The following is an 18,161-nucleotide window of genomic DNA, read 5'->3' as shown; positions in this document are numbered from 1 at the left end:
ATGATTCTGATTAGTTGATACATTTAGGACAAATTCCGCTTACTACAAAATTATAGCTTTTGGCAATGAAATTTTTCGGCAATGAAATTTCAGGGACAATATTTTCTATGCAGGTAACCGATTGACACTTTTCACAATTGAAATGAATGTGGTTATGTGAATGATTGTTTTCTTCACAGTGATGACATTTGGCATAATTGACAACACCATCAACATTAACGATCTTGTGGATTTTTCCTTCCTCTTCCAATCGATCCAAGACTCGGTAGATCGTAACACGGTTGCATAAATCACCTATTTTTTCTTGTATAGCTGTATGTGACAATGCGTTCTCAGAGTTGTTGATAATATTCAATATCTCTGTTTTTGCGTGGGTATTTCTGACTTGTTTCATGAATTATTGCAACAAAGTTGCGTTTATTAAAATTTATATATACTTTTGCAACAAAGTTACAATAAGTATTTCAAAACTTAAATAGGTATTGTAAGATTTCGTATTCAGTTAAGAGTATTAAGGGATCCAACCTTACAGAATGATAAGTACTCTTACTTGATTTACAATTTTACAAATTAGCGATGGAATGTTCAAATATAAAAGATTATGAAATCAAAGATTTTAGATGCAATAGGAATTTCTGCAGCGGTTTTATGCCTTATTCATTGTATTATTTTTCCTCTTTTAATGGTTATTCCACTAGGAATTTCTCATAACCCTTATGTCGATCTTGGCTTTCTTTTGATTGGTGTGGTAGTGGTGTACAGAGTGACAAAGCAAACTTCAGTTCGTTGGTTGAAATGGCTTTTCTGGATGTCAATTATTTTAATTTCTATTTCGGTAGCACTTGACCTGATTTATGAAATCCATGTTCCTTTGATCTATCTTGGGGCAGCTGGACTGATTGCCGGACATATCATTAATTTCAAACACCATAAACATTAATCTGATGATTGTAGACAAAAAATTACCGGTGACAGTTCTCAGTGGTTTTCTTGGAGCAGGAAAGACCACTTTGTTAAACCATATTTTACATAATAAAGAGGGATTGAAAGTAGCTGTAATCGTTAACGATATGAGTGAGGTTAATATTGATGCACGTCTTATTGAAAATCAAAATACCCTTTCCAGAACAGAAGAAAAATTGGTAGAGATGAGTAATGGCTGCATCTGCTGTACGTTGAGGGAAGATCTGATGATGGAAGTAGAACGGCTGGCAAAGGAATGCGTTTTGATTACCTGCTCATAGAAAGTACGGGGATTAGTGAGCCTATTCCCGTAGCGCAAACTTTCAGCTATGTGGATGACGAAAATGGGATTGACCTTTCTTCTTTCAGTTATGTAGATACGATGGTAACTGTGGTAGACTGCTATAATTTTTCCAGGGACTTCGGTTCTAATGAATTATTAATGGATCGGGAGCTTACGGATATAGAAGGCGATTTCCGGACAATTGTCAATCTTTTAACTGATCAGATTGAGTTTGCTAATGTAATTGTTCTCAACAAGACAGACATGGTAGATGCTGAAACGGTCAATTTTTTGAAAGCAGCCATCAAAAAATTAAATCCTGTTGCGAAAATCCTGTTTTCGGAATTCGGAAAAGTTAATCCTTCAGAAATTATGAATACCCATTTATTTGATTTTGAAGAAGCACAGCAGTCTGCCGGTTGGCAAAAAGAACTGCAGGGGAGCCATCACACTCCTGAAACAGAAGAGTATGGAATTGGATCATTCGTGTTCAGAAATAAAAAGCCTTTTCATCCTGTACGATTATGGGACTATCTCAATAATGAATATCCGCAGGGAGTATTGCGGGCGAAAGGCCTATTTTGGCTGGCTTCCAGATCCGATGATGCATTGAATTTTTCGCAAGCAGGGGGTTCTTTCAGGTTAGAAAAAGCAGGGGTGTGGTGGTGCAGTATGCCACTCAATCATCGTGTACAATATCCGTCTTTTATACAAAATCAGGAATTTATAGAAAGCAGATGGGATAAAGACTGGGGTGACCGGGTGAATGAACTGGTTTTTATAGGACAGGATCTGGATAAAGAAAAAATGTTGGGTGATCTTGAAAGCTGCCTTTTGACTGATGATGAGAAAAGTGTGTTTGAGAATGGAATACATTTTCAGGATCCTTTTCCTGAAAATATTTGAGGTTGCATTAAAATTTAATTCATAATTAATTAATGCAACAATGTTTCGTTATTTGAGTTTAATAAGTATTATTGTAATGCAAAATTCTAGTAAAAGATGGACAGACGGAAGTTTCTAAAAGGTTCGGCACTGCTTTCCGGAATATTGGCTATTAATCCCATTGATCTTTTAGCCAACACGGCTGATGTACTGCCGAAAGGGAAGAGGAAAGCCAAAAATATTATCTTCATGGTTAGTGATGGGATGAGTTCCGGAACCTTGGCAATGGCTAATTTGTATTCTCAGAATATTCTGGGTAGAAATGGATATTGGATCAATCTTTATCTTGAAAACAAAGTATCAAGAGCATTAATGGATACTGCATCGGCAAGCTCAATCGTTACGGATTCCGCGGCTGCAAGCTCCTCATTCGGAGGTGGATTCCGGGTAAAAAATGGAGTTCTAAATATCGGAGCTAATGGAGAAAAGTACATGCCTATCTGGCAAAAATTCCAAAAAGCAGGCAAGAAAACAGGCTGTGTAACCACTGTAACCATTACGCATGCTACACCGGCGGGATTTTGTGTAAACTCAGCCAGTAGAAATGCCGAACCTGAAATAGCAAAAATGTATGCTCATATTGGGTTTGATGTTATGATGGGAGGTGGTGACGAATTCTTTAACCCTGCAAAAAGAGAAGATAAAAAGGATGTCTATGGACTGTACCGACAAAAAGGATATCAGATTCTGAAAGACCGATCGGCTCTGCAGAACATTGAGAAAGGTAAAAAGGTGCTGGGTATTTTCAGTACAGGGGCATTACCTTATGCTATAGACAGGTCCAACACTGTTGACTTGCAAAGCACACCGACGCTTGCTGAAATGTCGAAAGCAGCTATAAATCAGATGAAAGATCATAAAGAAGGTTTTGTCCTTCAGATTGAAGGAGGAAAAGTAGACTGGTCAGCTCATGCCAATGATGTTAGCGCCCTCATTCACGACCAAATTGCTTTCGAGGAAGCAGTGAAAGTTGCTGTTGACTTTGCGGAAAAAGATAAAAATACATTAGTCATTATTACCACAGATCATGGTAACGCAAATCCTGGAACAATCTACGGGGTTGACTCCACAAAAAAATTCAATTCAATTTCTGATTACAGATTTACGAATGAATATATCCTGAATGCCATTCATCCCGATTTTAATCTTCAGCAGATTAAAGATTGGATTTATGAGACCAATAAGTTGAGTCTTGCCAATGATGAAGCAAAGCATCTTTTAAGTTTCTATAACAGTCTGGAAAAAGAAGATGGATTGTATAACTATAAAAAGCTTCCCTTTAAACTCTATTCGGAAATTCAGAAAAACCATAATTCTGTCGGGTGGATCAGTATGGATCATTCCGGGGATTACGTAGAACTGGCTATGTTTGGTCCAGGAAGTGAACTGCTAAAACCTTTTGTAAAAAATACAGAACTGCATTATTTAATGCTGGAAGCGACCGAATTGGATCGGTAAAAATCAAATGATTATTAATCATTCCTTTTAAAATATTTTTTCATATTTATATTTCAGTGGTGGAGAAGTCTTTAAACATTGTTTAAAGGCTTCTTGTTTTAAAATATTCAAATACAGATACCACGAATCCAATGGGTATCTGCTTTTTGCTTGCATAAAAAAAGAAGCTGTCTCAAAAGTGAGACAGCTTCTTCCTATAGTTGTTTTAACCTTCAAATTTTAAGACCGGACGTTAATGAGCGTATTAGCCTCTTTTCCGCACAGACTCGAAAATATATTTTGAAATTCATGGATGTATTTACACCGGATTGAATTTCCGTATATTTTCAGGCCTTCCAGAATTTTTTTAGGACTTAAATCAAAGTCGTATTTAATAAACTCTTCGGGACGCTCGTACCGAATCCTTTGATCAGAACTGTATGTTCTTGAAAAACCGAATTTTTCTAACCACTCTTCAGTAATCTGAATAGGGCTAATTGAATTTGCCGGGGCAGAAATACTATGAATATCATTTTCAAGTTTAACAAAATAATCTTTTTCATTATTTTGAAATATTTCCGTAATCGTGAAAATTTGATTTTTGTACTCGACTAAATTTCTAATTTTAAGATCTGCAACGTTCATAATATTTAGTGTTAAGGTTAAAGAAAGTATGATGTGGTATAATATATAGTTGCAAATACTATGCCTTACAGAATATATTTTATATAAATATATGTTAATATAATAGTTGTATTTACATTAATTATTAGTTATTTATGTAAATTAATAACATTTATTGATGTAAAATTATGAATTGTGATGAATTTTATGATAAGTAAGCGAAAAAGCAATAAGAATAGAGAAAATAAGAAATAGAATAAAAAAAGTCCAGGAAGTACCATGAAGCAAATATCCGGTGCCACTTCCCAGAATACTTGAGCCAAAATAATAAAAGAGCCAGTAAATGGATGTCGCTGAAGATTTTCCTTCTTTTGCCCGAAGGGTGGTCATCTGACTTGCCATGGTATGAGCAGCAAAAAAGGAAAGAGTAAATAAGCCTAATCCAAAAATAACAATATAGATATTTTCAGACAGTAGTAAAGAAATTCCTCCCAGCATAAAAAGAATGGCTCCTTTTAAAATACTTTTCTGTTCCATTCTCTTTGACAACCGGCTTGTAAGCATGGTCCCAAAAACACCAAAGGTATACATCAGAAATATGAAAGCAATGTAAAAATGATTAAGAGAAAAAGGGGGAGCTTCCAGACGAAAAGTAAGATAATTGTATACACTTACAAAAGTACCCATCAGCAATGCTGCAATAAGATAGAGGCGGAGCGTATACGGATCGGTGAGAAACTTTTGCATCTGTTTTATCTTCAGATGATAATCTACTTTTTGAGGATTGAAGAATTTTGAATCCGGAAATAATTTCCAGAATATAATTCCTAGTATGAGGCTTTCAATCCCGATAATCAAAACGGCAGTTCTCCATCCCAGTTCTCCTGCCAGTACTGTTGCCAGAATTCTCCCACTCATTCCGCCAATAGTATTCCCGCTGAGATACATGCTGATAGCTAAAGCAACAACGGAAGTGTGAACTTCTTCTGTAAGATAAGCAAGTGCTACCGCTGAAACTCCTGAAATAACGAATCCTTTTAAAACCCCTATAAAGATCAATAATGTAAGACTAGGAATCCATGTTGATATAATGGTGAGGAGTGCAGAAGATACTAAAGAAAATGTCATTAATTTTTTCCTGGAGTAGCTGTCCGCATTAAAAGCAAAGAATAAAAGGCCAGCTGCCATTCCTATTGTGGAAGAGGAAACCAGCAATGAGCTGTCTCCGACACTGCTATGAAAATGATCTGCAACAATGGGAAGCAATGGTTGAAAAAGATAAAGTTGAGCAAATACAGATAATCCGGAAAGGAAAATACATAATTTGATATATTTAAAACGCTGACTATTTTTAACTGCTTTATCAGCCGGATTTATAGTATTGTTGATCTGTTCCATTAATATATCTAAGAATTGACTATACAAAGTTCCTGATAAATTTTTAATCTAAAAAATGATTATTTTCGATAATATCAATCGTTAAAACTGACTAATAGGTGTTTTTTTTTATATTAATGAGCTTATGATATCGATGTACTGAAGTTGATACTGTATCAATAGGTGTTCTCTTGTTTTTATAGAGAATTAGAATGAAATTTGTTAAATAATATGTTTTTAAGATTAAAATTAATTCAATTTTTTATATTGTAGTGTTTTATTATTAATAGTGATTTCTTATTGATTAAAAGTCTGTAAATCACTATCATTGCATTACTAAAAACATCGAACAAATGATAGAGAATTTCCCATTCTATTTATCCCTTATTGTGGCTATTGTACTGCTGGTTATGCTGGCAAACAAAATAAAAGTCGCTTATCCTGTATTGCTTGTTATTGCAGGCTTGCTGATTAGTTTTATTCCGGGGGTTCCGGCAATGAAAATTGATCCAGAATTAATTTTTATTATTTTCCTTCCTCCTTTGCTGTATGAAGCAGCCTGGTCTATTTCATGGAAAGAATTATGGAAATGGAGACGTATTATTGGGAGCTTTGCTTTCGTAGTCGTTTTCCTTACCGCCATGTCTGTGGCTTTTGTCGCCAATTATTTTATTCCGGGATTTTCTTTGGCACTAGGATTTTTATTAGGTGGAATTGTTTCTCCTCCTGATGCTGTTAGTGCAGGAGCGATTCTCAAGTTTGTAAAAGTACCGAAAAGGATGGCTTCCATTTTAGAAGGTGAAAGTCTTTTGAATGATGCGTCCTCGCTAATTATACTTCGTTTTGCAATGGTAGCAGTAGCTACCGGTCAATTCATATGGCATGAAGCTGTATTTAGTTTCTCCTGGATGGTTGTGGGTGGAGTAGGCATAGGTCTGTTAATAGGATGGATCTTTATGAAAATACACAAAAATCTTCCTACGGATGCCAATATGGATACTATTCTGACAATTGTAGCCCCTTATATTATGTATATCGCAGCAGAAGAGGTTCATAGCTCCGGAGTTTTGTCTGTGGTCAGTGGAGGTTTGCTTTTATCTAACCACCGGCACCGTATCTTAAGTGCATCATCAAGACTGCGGGGGATTAATGTTTGGCAAAGCTTTGCTTTTGTACTCAACGGTCTTGTTTTCTTGCTAATAGGACTGGACCTGCCTGAAATTACTTCTGGATTAGAAGGAGTTAGTCTTTCTGCAGCGATTGGTTATGGGTTGCTGATTACCGGAGTACTGATTGTGGTGAGACTTTTGTCTGCTTATGGAGCCGTAATTATTACGCTCATTGCCCGAAATTATATCAGGGTTGCTGATACCAGAAGTCCAGGATTTAAAGCGCCGATTATTATGGGATGGACAGGAATGCGAGGGGTAGTGTCTCTGGCTGCTGCACTTTCGATTCCCACCCAGTTATACCCTGGTGGTCCGGATTTCCCACAAAGAAACCTTATTTTGTTTATCACGTTTATTGTTATATTGACCACTCTTCTTGTGCAAGGGCTTACACTTCCTTTTTTAATTAGGAAAGTTAATATGCCATCTTTCGATGATTATTTATCCGATGAAGAAGCTGATGAGGTTATCAGGAAAATGATGGCTAAACATACGTTGGAATATCTTACTGAACATTATGGTGATATTCTGGAAAAAAGTCCTTTTTTGAGAAGTATACATAGTAAATGGAAGGAAAAAATAGACGACGAGTCCAATATTCAGGTATCTCCTGAAGTAAAGCTGGCTTATCTCGACGTTTTAAACCAGCAGCGCTTATTACTCATAGATCAGAATCACCATAAAGAATTCGATGAAGATCTGATAAGAAAGCATATGATGAGAATTGACCTTGAAGAAGAGAGAATCAAATATGCACATTAATCAATAGTAAGTATAGATAAGAGGTTTTGTAGGTATTTTTCCTCCTGCAAAACCTTATTATAAGATTCTCTCGCGTAAGCCGACGACAGTTTGTAATGCTCAGGTACTGATTGAGATTCTTCGTTTTTTGTATATTGATTTAAATGAAGGAGGTATTCTTTAATATATTTGTCAATCATTTTTCTCTTCATGTCGCATAAAGTACATTGCTTTATTTTTTGAAGCGAATTTAATATCAGTGATTGATCACCATAAAAATTAATTACGTTTTTAATGAACGATAAATTATGTTTATCCTGTGAGTTATCTTCAAAAATCATAATCCGGAAATAGTTTTTAGTTATTTTGAAATTTTTAAACTAATAGCTTAATAATAGTTTAATTTTTTCATTTCAAAAACTTAACCAAAATACTTGGATTGTTTAAAAAAATGGTGTTTTTTTTTTAATATGTTTAGGTGTCTGATTATTTTTTTTTCTAAAATTATAAGGTGTAATGTCGTTTTAAATATTTTGATTTAATGAGTCATGCTATTTTTTATCACTTATAAAATCTGGTTTTTTATAGAATTATTTCTATGTATTGTGATTTTTATTCTATAGAAAATATTTTATTTTAAGCTTTAAGTGTTCTATTTTTGCACGGTTGCTTTTGTTAGTCAAAACAAGATCATTTTTAGAAGGATGATTTTAATCAAAAAGCATACTATTTAGATATACTTTTCTAAAAGTACAAATGTTTAAGGCTGAAATTGTTTAGTTCCCTATAAAATTTTTTTCAGCCTTAATTTATATTGTGTAATTAAGTTTTTTATGAAATAAAATCGTATTTTAATTATATTTTAGTTAAAATTTTAACTATTTTAAGGTTAAATATTTGTCTTTGTGTGGAGGCCAGAATGTTGTTTGACAGTCTGGTCTCTTTTTTGATAATTAACCCCCAACACAACACAAAACACTTACACAATGATGAAAGAAAAATTTAACCACTTGCTTGGGAAGACCCGTCATGAAATTACCCAGGAAATAGGAGATGGTTTTAATTATTTTAAAAGTGATATCTGGACTTATGAATTGGGAAGAACCTGGATAGGAAAAAGAATCATTTTATCCATTAAATTCAAAGACAAAAAAGCCTCGGAAATTTCTATATCTAAGAGTTTCAGGAAATGTTAGATACTTTTAATACTTTGTAACATTTGATTCATTGACAAATAGAATGATAATCGACTTACTTTCTTAAAGCTTAATACCTCTAAAGGAATTAGCCTCATATATTTATTTCGCCGCTTATGTGGGGGGAGGATATGGTGTATTGCAAAATCCAGCCCATTCGTATAGTAATTATTTTATTATATTTGCAATTATTTTTTATAATAATTCACAATGTTGAGAATTTAATTTTTTTTATATGAAGAAAGTAACATTATTAGTTGTAATTGCTATTTCAGCGTTTCAGTTTAAAACAAATGCACAGGTGGGGATTAATACGACATCACCTGAAGCTAGTTTAGATGTCGCGGGGAATATGAGGGTAAGGACAATGGAGCAGGTTGCAGGGTCTGCAGCCATAACGCCTGTGTATTCTGATGCTAATGGGGTTCTGGTTAAAGCTTCGAATTCATCAACTTATGGAGAGCTTGTATCTGTTTCTGTTGATGTTGCATCTGGTGCTACGGAAACATTGGTTGACAGTTTGGTTGAACGTGCCTTGTATAAAGTTTTCGTTACTGTTGGAAATAATTGTGGTTATAATACTTATGCAGAATACCTTGCTTTTACTTTCCCTTTTAATAATAATTTTTCAATCGTAGGAACCAATGGGCTTTTTAGCAGTGGATCTTCTAAAACACCAACATTTACCGAGACCAATAGGACGACTACTGTAGTCACCTGGAGTGGTAAGCCTGGGTGTGCTGACGGAGGGAATTCAACTGCTTTGGATTATACCCTGACGATGCCTTCAGCAGGAACTATTAATGTAATCAATAATGGAAATGTTTCCAGGACTTACCGGGCGACGTTTACCAGAATTAATTAATACCTTATATAATAATATAGTATAATGACTGTAGTCATTATAAATTAAAAGAGGCTGTCTCAAAAGAGATAGCCTTTTTTATGCAAAAAGGAAAGCTTTCGCTTTCCTAATAGTTGCAAATTGATTAATTTGCATTGTGTTAAGTACGTCAAAAGTAGTCTTTAAAGATTACACCCCCAAAGAAAATCTGCTTTTTCCTCCCAATTTATCGGAGTTGATTGATGAGCGACATCCTGTGAAAATTGTTTCAAACATTATTGATGGCTTGGATATCAAAAGCTTAATTAAAACCTACAAACCTGGCGGAACATCTTGCTACCACCCGAAAATGCTTTTGAAAGTTTTGATTTATGGCTATTTAAGCAATATCTATTCAAGCCGCAAAATGGAGCAGGCCTTGAAAGAAAACATCCATTTTATGTGGCTCTCTGCAATGAGCCGTCCCGATCATAACACCTTAAACAGGTTCCGTAGTGAACGATTGAAAGGTGAGATTAAAGCTATTTTCACACAAATTGTTCTTCTTTTGGAAAAGGAAGGTTTGGTAAGTCTGAAAACCACTTTTGTAGATGGCACCAAGATAGAAGCCAATGCCAATCGCTATACTTTTGTTTGGGGAAGAGCTGTCAAAAAACACAAAGAAAGGATTGCAGAGCAATTAGAAGAGCTTTGGAACTATGCAGAAACAGTTGCCAAAGACGAGCTTGAAAATACAGAAAGTATTGATTTTAAAGAAGTAGATTCTGAAAAAGTAACTCAAACCATCGAAAAGATCAATGAAGTTTTGAAAGATAAAAAAGTAGCTTCAAAAGTTCGTCAGAAACTGAATTATGCTAAGAAAAACTGGGCAGATAATTTAGAGAAATATAAAAAACAGCAAGAATTATTAGAAGATAGAAATTCCTATTCCAAAACCGATACAGACGCTACTTTTATGCGAATGAAGGAGGATCATATGCGAAACGGACAACTAAAACCCGCTTACAATCTACAAATTTCTACCCATAGACAATTCATTTTACATTATTCAATTCATCCCAACCCAACAGACACCAAAACATTAGCGACTCATTTACTGGGTTTTGAAGAAAGCTATCATAAAGCTCCCAAAGAGCTTGTTGCTGATGCTGGTTATGGCTCAGAAGAAAATTACAACTTGTTAAAATCTAAGAAAATAAAAGCTTATGTTAAATATAATTACTTCAGAAAAGATCAGAAATCGGGACAAATAACCACTTCACAAAACAATCCTAAATTGGCAAAAATCAGAGAAAAGGTTTTCAAACTTCTTAATACCAGCAAGGGCATAAAACTCAGAAAACAAAGATCCCATGATGTTGAACCTGTTTTTGCAGAGCTCAAACACAACAAAAATTTTAAACGATTCATGCTTCGGGGAAAAAATAAAGTCGAGGTAGAAATCGGCATACTCGCAATTGCCCACAATCTAAAGAAAATGTCAAAAGCAGCCTAAAACAGACTGCTTTTTTGACTTATATCTTCTTTTTTCCAAGATATTTTTTTTATTCAAAATATCGAAATCTTTTTTCAATGAAATACTAAAAAGAGACTGTCCTTTTGAGACAGCCTCTCTAAAAATTGACTGTATATTGAAGTGTAATTCAATCATTATTTATTGTTTTCAAGCCATTTCAAACGACGTTCATCAGGAAGATGTTTGACTTTGAAATTTTCGAAAACAGCATCAAAACCTGTTCCGTCAGGACACGCAGCCATTAAACCAACCATAACAGGGGTGTTATCCTGCAAATGTGCATTACGCATGAGGATGTAATTCTTATCATCAAATGAATAGAAAATTTCTACCGCATCCAATCTTCTTACAGCTTTAATCCATACAGCAGGTGGAATTTTTTCTAAGGTGATAACACTCCAGTCGCTGGTAGTATGGGTTACAACAGTACTTAGATTGTATTTTCCGTCTACAAACTCAATTCCTGCCTTGATATAGTTTTCTTTATCTGTTCTTAGCATTAGACCCATTTGATCAAATCTGGCCTTATAATTTCCGTTAATTTTTACTTTTACTTCAAATTCTCCACCATATGTTGAATAATAAAACGGAGCATCATCTACCGTAAAACCATAATGTGAAATTCTCCAGTAGTCACTTTGTGCGGTTACAAACATCGACAGGGTATTGTTTTTTATCTCCCATTTTGCAGGTTCATTAAACCATGTCATCTTTTCTAATGTCTGTGCAAACCCCTTGCTTGCTAACATAAGAGTGCATAAACTTAAAATTAATCTCTTCATTGGATAAATATCTTTCCAGCTGGCTGTAAATTATTAATTTAGCAAAAGTATCATTTAACGCTTATATCATCAATACTTATAAATAACCATTTTATGGAGATCCTGAAAACATTGAACGAAACTTTGTTAAATAAAGACTCAAATAAAAACAATACGTGTTTATTGAATGTTGATGAATATAAGAATAGGGCAATGATTTATTCCCGAACTGAAAATGCGATTTCAGTATTAAGCGATATGCAGGCTAATAAAAGTTATGTGTATAAATCTAAAATAGCAATTGAATTAGGGCTTGAAATGAAAGAAGATCCTTCGGTTATTGATTCCATTTGGGAAGAAGAAATTCTGAAGAAGATACATCCGGATGATAAACTTAAAAAATATATCCATGAATTAAGATTTTTCAAGTTATTGGATAGGATGGGAGAAGAAGAGCGTGCGGATTATTGTGTCGTATCAAGAATAAGAGTAAAAGATAAGAATGACTTATATAAATTGGTGCAGCACCGGATGTTCTACATCTATTCTCCCTATAATAAGAAATTAAGATTTGCGTTGTGTCTATATAGCTTTTCTTTAGATCAGTCTGCTCTTCTGCCTTCGGATTTCCTCATTGTTAATACCATAAAAGGAGAGACACTTATAGAAGATAAGCTTAATTATAAAAATATATTGTCACAACGTGAGCTGGAAGTGTTAAAATGTGTAGGAGAGGGATATACCAGCAAGGAAATTGCGGACCTGCTTTTTATAAGTATTAATACAGTAAGCCGCCACAGGCAGAATATCCTGGAGAAACTGAAGGTCAAAAATTCCGTAAAAGCCTTTAATGAAAGCTTTCATATGTAGTGTAAAGCTTTTAACATTTCCGAAAAGTTCACCATTTTAAGTTACTTGATCTTTTTTAAATTCGTAATTTTAATAAAGATTAAAAAACAAAGACAAATGAAAAATGATGAAAAAAAAATAAAAAGAAGTGACGAAATTGCTGGTAATTTCTTTGCTTTTTTAGACCAGCATATTCAGGATGTGATCTCAGGGAAGGTTTCTGAATTTATGGAAGTTAATGAAATAGCAGGGCAATTAGCAGTTTCTCATCAGCACCTTACGGATACGGTAAAGAAAGTAAAAGGAAAACATCCTTGTTATTTTTATGATGCTAAGATAATAGAACAAGCCCAGTTAATGCTTGCTGGGAAAGATAAATCAATAGCTGAGATTGCCCGCATCTTCACTTATGATCCCTCGAACTTTTCCAAGTTCTTTAAAAAATGGATGCACATAACGCCAGGAGACTTCAGAAAAACAGTCCAGAACAAAATTCCGAAAAGTTCACCATACTTAGATTAATTCTATTAGATACATTTGTTAGACATAACAATTTAAAACATAAATTATGTCAAGAAATGATTTAAACGGAAAAGTGGTGCTGATAGCAGGAGGTGGAAAAAACCTGGGAGGTTTGTTAAGCAGGGATTTTGCTAAAAAAGGAGCCAAGCTGGCTATTCATTACAATAGTGAAAGTTCAAGACAAGAAAGTGAAAAAACACTGGCAGAAGTTAAAGCTTTGGGAGCTGAAGCATTTTTATTTCAGGGAGATCTTACACAGGTAGGGAATATTACGAAGCTCTTTGATGAAACTATAAAGACTTTCGGAGGAATTGATATTGCCATCAATACAGTTGGGATGGTTCTTAAGAAACCTTTTGTAGAAACAACAGAGGCTGAATATGATTCTATGTTTAATATCAATTCCAAAGTAGCTTACTTTTTTATACAGGAAGCAGGGAAGAAGTTGAATAACGAAGGTAAAATATGTACTATTGTTACTTCCTTATTGGCTGCATATACAGGTTTATATTCTACCTATGCAGGAGCAAAAGCTCCGGTAGAACATTTTACCAGAATGGCATCTAAAGAATTTGGAGACCGTGGAATTTCAGTAACGGCAGTTGCTCCCGGACCAATGGATACTCCTTTCTTCTACGGACAGGAAAATGATGATGCTGTAAACTATCATAAATCGGCTTCTGCTCTAGGTGGTTTAACCGATATTAAAGATATTGCTCCGCTGATAGAATTTTTAGTGAGCGACGGTTGGTGGATTACAGGGCAAACCATATTCGCAAACGGAGGATATACGACCAGGTAAAAAAATAACCAAATGATGAAAAGCGATTGTAAAAACAATCGCTTTTTTTAGTAAATAATTCTATTTATAATATTAAAAAAATAATTTAATTAAATTAATTATTCTTGATAATAAACAATTATTACTTGCGAATTAATTTGATTTTCAATAAATAAGGTTTAAATATTGTATCCATAATAATTTTTAATTAAAAATAGATATGACAAATATGAAATAATCATATATTTGTTTTATAAACAACTAATATATTATATTAAGGATGAAAATAGATTTTACCACAGCGACTTTCAAGGATTTTGAAAATATCCCGGATTACAGCATTGCTCAAAGAGCAGAATATTTTTATGAGTTTCTGGATCATATGAAAGAGAGAGGGCATATGACCTACAGATTGGAAAATACTTCCGGAAGCGATGCACTATTAAATATCAATATTGCCAACCAGAATAAGGAATATGTAAGCTTTGTTTCCAGTGATTATCTAGGGTTTACGCAGCACCCCAAAGTAAAGCAGGCTGCTATTGATGGAATTGAAAAATATGGAACTGGAACTGGTGCATCACCTTTGATCGGTGGTTACTTTGATTATCATGGTGCTTTAGAGAAAAGAATTTCCAGTTTCTTTGGAAGAAATGAAGATGAAGTGGTATTATTTACTAGCGGATATAATGCTAATAGTGCTACTTTACAAATTTTAATGCAGAAAGAAGATATCGCTATTTTAGATATGGGAGTACATGCCAGTGTACATGAAGGATGTGCTTTTACCAATAAAAAAACATTTCCACACAATAATTTGGAAGCTTTGGAACAGATTTTGAGGATATCTGAAGATAAATATCGTACGAAACTTGTTATTTTAGATGGAATTTATTCTCAAGAAGGTGATGCTTCACGATCTAGTGAGATATATGACCTTGTAAAAAAATATAATGCCTATCTGATGGTAGATGATGCGCATGGTGTTGGAGTTTTGGGAGAAACAGGAAGAGGTGCACTTGAGGATAATGGTTTATTAGATAAAGTAGATTTTATAACGGGAACATTTAGTAAGACCTTTGGTAATTTGGGAGGATATGTGATTGCAAATAAAAAAATAGCATCATTCCTTAAATTCCAGTCTCGACAGCATATTTTTTCAGTAACAGCACCGCCTTCTTCCTTGGGAATAGTAAAAGCGATTGATTTGGTTGATGAAGAACCGTTTTGGAAAGATAAGCTGTGGGATAATATCAATTATTTTAAAAAAGGGCTTAATGATTTAGGCTTGGATACCGGAATTACTTGTTCAGCTATTATTCCGGTGAAAATAGGAGACCAGAGTAAAATGTGGGATATTGGTAGAATATTGATTGAAAATGGAATTTATGCTAATCCTATTATGTATCCTGCTGTACCAAGAAAAGATGCACGCATCAGAATGAGTGTAACAGCGAGACATGAAAAAGAACATCTGGATAAAACACTTAATGTCTTTGATGATATTAATAAAAAAATGCATATTGCGAAAAAATAATAATAATTATGCCTAGAAAAGTAGTGCAAGGCCCCATTAGGGACAAAGAAAAAACAAAACAAAAACTGCTTGCAGCAGTGGGGAAAATCTTGAGAGTGAAAGGCTATTCAGGTCTGAAAGTAAGTAAAATTGCAGCCGTAGCAGGCTTTGACAAAAAGCTTATTTATGAGTATTTTGGGAGCACAGACAAACTTATTGATGAATATATCAAGTCTCAGGATTATTGGAGCAAATTCAGCCCGAATATAGAAGAGGAAGTGCATGCTGGAAAAGGTAAAGAAGCTTTAACCCAAGGAATCCTTGCACAATTTGAAAGCCTAAAGAAAAATAAAGAACTTCAAAAAATTATTCTTTGGGAACTTTCTGAAAGTAAACCTATTCTTAAAAATATACTAAAACAAAGAGAAGAAGTAGGTGCCAATTTATTTGAAAATGTTACCGATCCTTATTTTGGAGAAGATGCGACAAGATTTAGAGCAATGCTGGCTTTAATTGTTTCAGGAGTTTACTATCTGAACCTATTTCCTGCCTATAACGGGACTGAATTTTGTGGTATTGATATGAGAACAAATGAAGGAAGAGCTGAAATTGAAAAAGTAATTGTTGATATGATAGATTTTGCCTACGAGAAAAAAAGTAAGCAATAAAACTTTTCTATTTGATCAAAAATAAAATTTGTGGATAATTTGAAAACTTTTGACTTTCAAATTAGAACTATATTTCTTATTTTTGACCAATGGAAAATTTCATCGTATCTGCAAGAAAATATCGCCCACAAGAGTTTGACACTGTTGTTGGACAATCCCATATTACGGATACTTTAGAACATGCAATTGAAGAGAATCAGTTAGCACAGGCTTTACTGTTTTGCGGACCTCGTGGTGTTGGTAAGACTACATGTGCCAGAATTCTGGCCAGAAAAATCAACGAAAAAGATGGTTCCGTTTCAGAAGATGGCTTTGCTTATAATATTTATGAGCTTGATGCTGCCTCTAATAACTCAGTGGATGATATCCGGGAATTGATCGATCAGGTTCGTTTTGCACCTCAGGTCGGCCAGTATAAGGTATACATTATTGATGAGGTGCATATGCTGTCTTCTGCAGCCTTCAATGCTTTCCTTAAGACTCTTGAAGAGCCGCCTGCTCATGCCATTTTTATTCTGGCAACAACAGAAAAGCATAAAATCATTCCTACGATTTTATCCCGATGTCAGATTTATGATTTTAAAAGAATCGTTATTGAAGACATTCAGGGACATTTAAGAAATATTGCTCAGAAGGAGAATATTCAATATGAAGACGATGCTTTATATCTTATTGCCCAAAAAGCAGATGGTGCCCTGAGAGATGCACTTTCTATTTTTGACAGGCTTTCTACATTTTCTCAGAAGAATATTACTCTGGCAAAAGCTGCTGAAGTACTTAATATTCTGGATTATGATCAATATTTGAATATTCTGGACCTGGCTAAGGAGAATAAAATTCCTGAAGTTCTTTTTGCATTCAATGAAATTGTAAAAAGAGGTTTTGATCCCCATATTTTTATTGCCGGATTAGGAAACCATTGCAGAGATCTGATGATGGCTCAGAATACGTCAACCATAGATTTGATTGAAGTTGGTGAAAAAACGAAAATTAAATTTGTAGAGCAGAGCCAGAAGTGGAGTGTACAGCAATTAATTGATGCCATTGAAATTTGTAATCATGCGGATATCAATTATAAAAATTCGAAAAATCCAAGACTTACCGTAGAAATTGCTTTAATGCAATTAGCTTCTTTGACGGCTCAATCAGCAGACGTTACTAAAAAAAAAAGTTTATAATACTAGCTCCGTTTCTTAATGAGAAACAGGAAGTAAAACTTCCGGAGAAGGAGAAAGTACAACCGGTTAAAGAAGAGAAAACGGGAAAACCGGTGAGCACAGATGCTGCTCCTGAGGAAATTGTTGTTAAAAAAACATCCAAGCCCTTATCAAGGCAAGCTGTTTCTTCAGGATTTAGTATTAATTCTTTCTTAAACAAGGAAGAGAAGGAAGAAAAAGAAGAAGCTGTCGTTACTCAGGCAGACAATCTCCCACAACATCATTTTACCGAAACTGATTTGCAGATGGAATGGAATCTGATGCTAAAGCAGATCCAATTCAAAGAGGCAGTCATTTATAATGCTGTCAAATCATTTAAAATGGTTAAAATTGATGAAAAAAACATCCAGGTTTTATATCCTTCTGATTCAGCCAAGGTTGAATTTGATAAAATAAGTGGTGAATTTTTTAATCATTTCAAAAGAAAAGTACAAAATTACTCGATTGAAATTGAGTATAAAAAAGATGTTCAAAGTCTTAAAATTGAGGTAGTTACTAAGAAGAAGATCTATGAAAAGTTCATCGAAAAAAATCCTTTACTAAAAGATCTTGATGATTTAATGAAGTTTGATTTAACTTAATTTTATATCTTTGTCGAATAATTTTGGTTAAAAGAACTTTTTTATCAAAACAAATTTTAAATTGTAAAGCTAGAAATAGACGATTCACAGTATAAAGTGGAAAAATTATTTATCCCATATCTGTCTAATTTTAAAAACCTTTTTGGTTTTATACCTGCTAATTATTTTAGC

Annotated in this window: 17 protein-coding genes and 1 pseudogene; 14 read left to right on the top strand and 4 right to left on the bottom strand. The window is 34.2% G+C overall.

The annotated features are described in order from the left end of the window. Positions 1 to 10 precede the first annotated feature (10 nt). A complete protein-coding gene (locus CJF12_RS06005) occupies positions 11 to 394 on the bottom strand; it encodes a Fur family transcriptional regulator (RefSeq protein WP_034687557.1) in 384 nt (127 codons plus the stop codon). Positions 395 to 601: 207 nt separating this feature from the next. Here CJF12_RS06005 and CJF12_RS06000 point away from each other — a divergent pair, with 207 nt between their 5' ends. The 3 genes and pseudogenes from CJF12_RS06000 to CJF12_RS05990 all read left to right on the top strand — a co-directional run bounded on the left by CJF12_RS06000 (position 602) and on the right by CJF12_RS05990 (position 3,649). After that, positions 602 to 940 (top strand): MerC domain-containing protein, encoded by a 339-nt coding sequence (locus CJF12_RS06000; RefSeq protein WP_034687555.1) that lies wholly within the window; start codon positions 602 to 604, stop codon positions 938 to 940. Between the two features lie 4 nt (positions 941 to 944). Further along, a pseudogene (locus CJF12_RS05995) lies at positions 945 to 2,152 on the top strand (GTP-binding protein). Between the two features lie 96 nt (positions 2,153 to 2,248). After that, positions 2,249 to 3,649 carry an alkaline phosphatase gene (locus CJF12_RS05990; protein WP_034687553.1) on the top strand — a complete coding sequence of 467 codons (1,401 nt, stop codon included), beginning with the start codon at positions 2,249 to 2,251 and terminating at the stop codon, positions 3,647 to 3,649. A gap of 219 nt (positions 3,650 to 3,868) precedes the next feature. On the opposite strand, the gene CJF12_RS05985 is transcribed toward CJF12_RS05990, so the two are convergent. Then, entirely contained in the window at positions 3,869 to 4,273 is a 405-nt protein-coding gene (locus CJF12_RS05985; RefSeq protein ID WP_034687551.1) for a hypothetical protein, read from the bottom strand. Positions 4,274 to 4,438: 165 nt separating this feature from the next. Continuing rightward, the gene (locus CJF12_RS05980; RefSeq protein WP_228379127.1) at positions 4,439 to 5,650 is read right to left on the bottom strand and encodes an MFS transporter; all 1,212 of its coding nucleotides are present in this window, start codon (positions 5,648 to 5,650) and stop codon (positions 4,439 to 4,441) included. A 332-nt stretch (positions 5,651 to 5,982) separates the two neighbouring features. Here CJF12_RS05980 and CJF12_RS05975 point away from each other — a divergent pair, with 332 nt between their 5' ends. From CJF12_RS05975 to CJF12_RS05955, 4 genes are all read left to right on the top strand, one after another. Next, the gene (locus CJF12_RS05975; protein ID WP_034687549.1) at positions 5,983 to 7,560 is read left to right on the top strand and encodes a Na+/H+ antiporter; all 1,578 of its coding nucleotides are present in this window, start codon (positions 5,983 to 5,985) and stop codon (positions 7,558 to 7,560) included. A gap of 965 nt (positions 7,561 to 8,525) precedes the next feature. Continuing rightward, positions 8,526 to 8,735 carry a hypothetical protein gene (locus CJF12_RS05965; protein ID WP_034687544.1) on the top strand — a complete coding sequence of 70 codons (210 nt, stop codon included), beginning with the start codon at positions 8,526 to 8,528 and terminating at the stop codon, positions 8,733 to 8,735. A 235-nt stretch (positions 8,736 to 8,970) separates the two neighbouring features. Continuing rightward, on the top strand, positions 8,971 to 9,600 hold the full coding sequence (locus CJF12_RS05960; protein WP_034687543.1) for a hypothetical protein: 630 nt from the start codon (positions 8,971 to 8,973) through the stop codon (positions 9,598 to 9,600). Between the two features lie 136 nt (positions 9,601 to 9,736). After that, positions 9,737 to 11,074 (top strand): IS1182 family transposase, encoded by a 1,338-nt coding sequence (locus tag CJF12_RS05955; RefSeq protein ID WP_034681241.1) that lies wholly within the window; start codon positions 9,737 to 9,739, stop codon positions 11,072 to 11,074. A 155-nt stretch (positions 11,075 to 11,229) separates the two neighbouring features. On the opposite strand, the gene CJF12_RS05950 is transcribed toward CJF12_RS05955, so the two are convergent. Continuing rightward, positions 11,230 to 11,877, bottom strand: a complete 648-nt coding sequence (locus CJF12_RS05950) for a DUF1349 domain-containing protein (RefSeq protein ID WP_034687428.1) — start codon at positions 11,875 to 11,877, stop codon at positions 11,230 to 11,232. Positions 11,878 to 11,970: 93 nt separating this feature from the next. On the opposite strand from CJF12_RS05950, the gene CJF12_RS05945 reads away from it, so the two are divergent. The 7 genes from CJF12_RS05945 (at position 11,971) to CJF12_RS05915 (ending at position 17,990) form a co-directional block, all read left to right on the top strand. Next, positions 11,971 to 12,726, top strand: a complete 756-nt coding sequence (locus CJF12_RS05945) for a response regulator transcription factor (protein WP_034687430.1) — start codon at positions 11,971 to 11,973, stop codon at positions 12,724 to 12,726. A gap of 96 nt (positions 12,727 to 12,822) precedes the next feature. Beyond that, a complete protein-coding gene (locus tag CJF12_RS05940) occupies positions 12,823 to 13,227 on the top strand; it encodes a helix-turn-helix domain-containing protein (protein ID WP_034687432.1) in 405 nt (134 codons plus the stop codon). A gap of 46 nt (positions 13,228 to 13,273) precedes the next feature. Beyond that, positions 13,274 to 14,029, top strand: coding sequence for an SDR family oxidoreductase (locus tag CJF12_RS05935; RefSeq protein WP_034687435.1), 756 nt, complete (start codon positions 13,274 to 13,276; stop codon positions 14,027 to 14,029). Positions 14,030 to 14,288: 259 nt separating this feature from the next. Beyond that, positions 14,289 to 15,545 (top strand): aminotransferase class I/II-fold pyridoxal phosphate-dependent enzyme, encoded by a 1,257-nt coding sequence (locus CJF12_RS05930; protein WP_034687437.1) that lies wholly within the window; start codon positions 14,289 to 14,291, stop codon positions 15,543 to 15,545. A gap of 8 nt (positions 15,546 to 15,553) precedes the next feature. Next, positions 15,554 to 16,192 (top strand): TetR/AcrR family transcriptional regulator, encoded by a 639-nt coding sequence (locus CJF12_RS05925; RefSeq protein WP_034687439.1) that lies wholly within the window; start codon positions 15,554 to 15,556, stop codon positions 16,190 to 16,192. Positions 16,193 to 16,281: 89 nt separating this feature from the next. After that, entirely contained in the window at positions 16,282 to 17,370 is a 1,089-nt protein-coding gene (gene dnaX / locus CJF12_RS05920; protein WP_034687441.1) for a DNA polymerase III subunit gamma/tau, read from the top strand. Between the two features lie 92 nt (positions 17,371 to 17,462). Continuing rightward, the gene (locus tag CJF12_RS05915; protein WP_051887391.1) at positions 17,463 to 17,990 is read left to right on the top strand and encodes a hypothetical protein; all 528 of its coding nucleotides are present in this window, start codon (positions 17,463 to 17,465) and stop codon (positions 17,988 to 17,990) included. The last annotated feature ends 171 nt before the right edge of the window (positions 17,991 to 18,161 follow it).

Source organism: Chryseobacterium piperi, from assembly GCF_002285635.2.
Classification (GTDB): Bacteria; Bacteroidota; Bacteroidia; order Flavobacteriales; family Weeksellaceae; genus Chryseobacterium; species Chryseobacterium piperi.
This window is presented reverse-complemented; position numbering and strand designations above follow the sequence as displayed.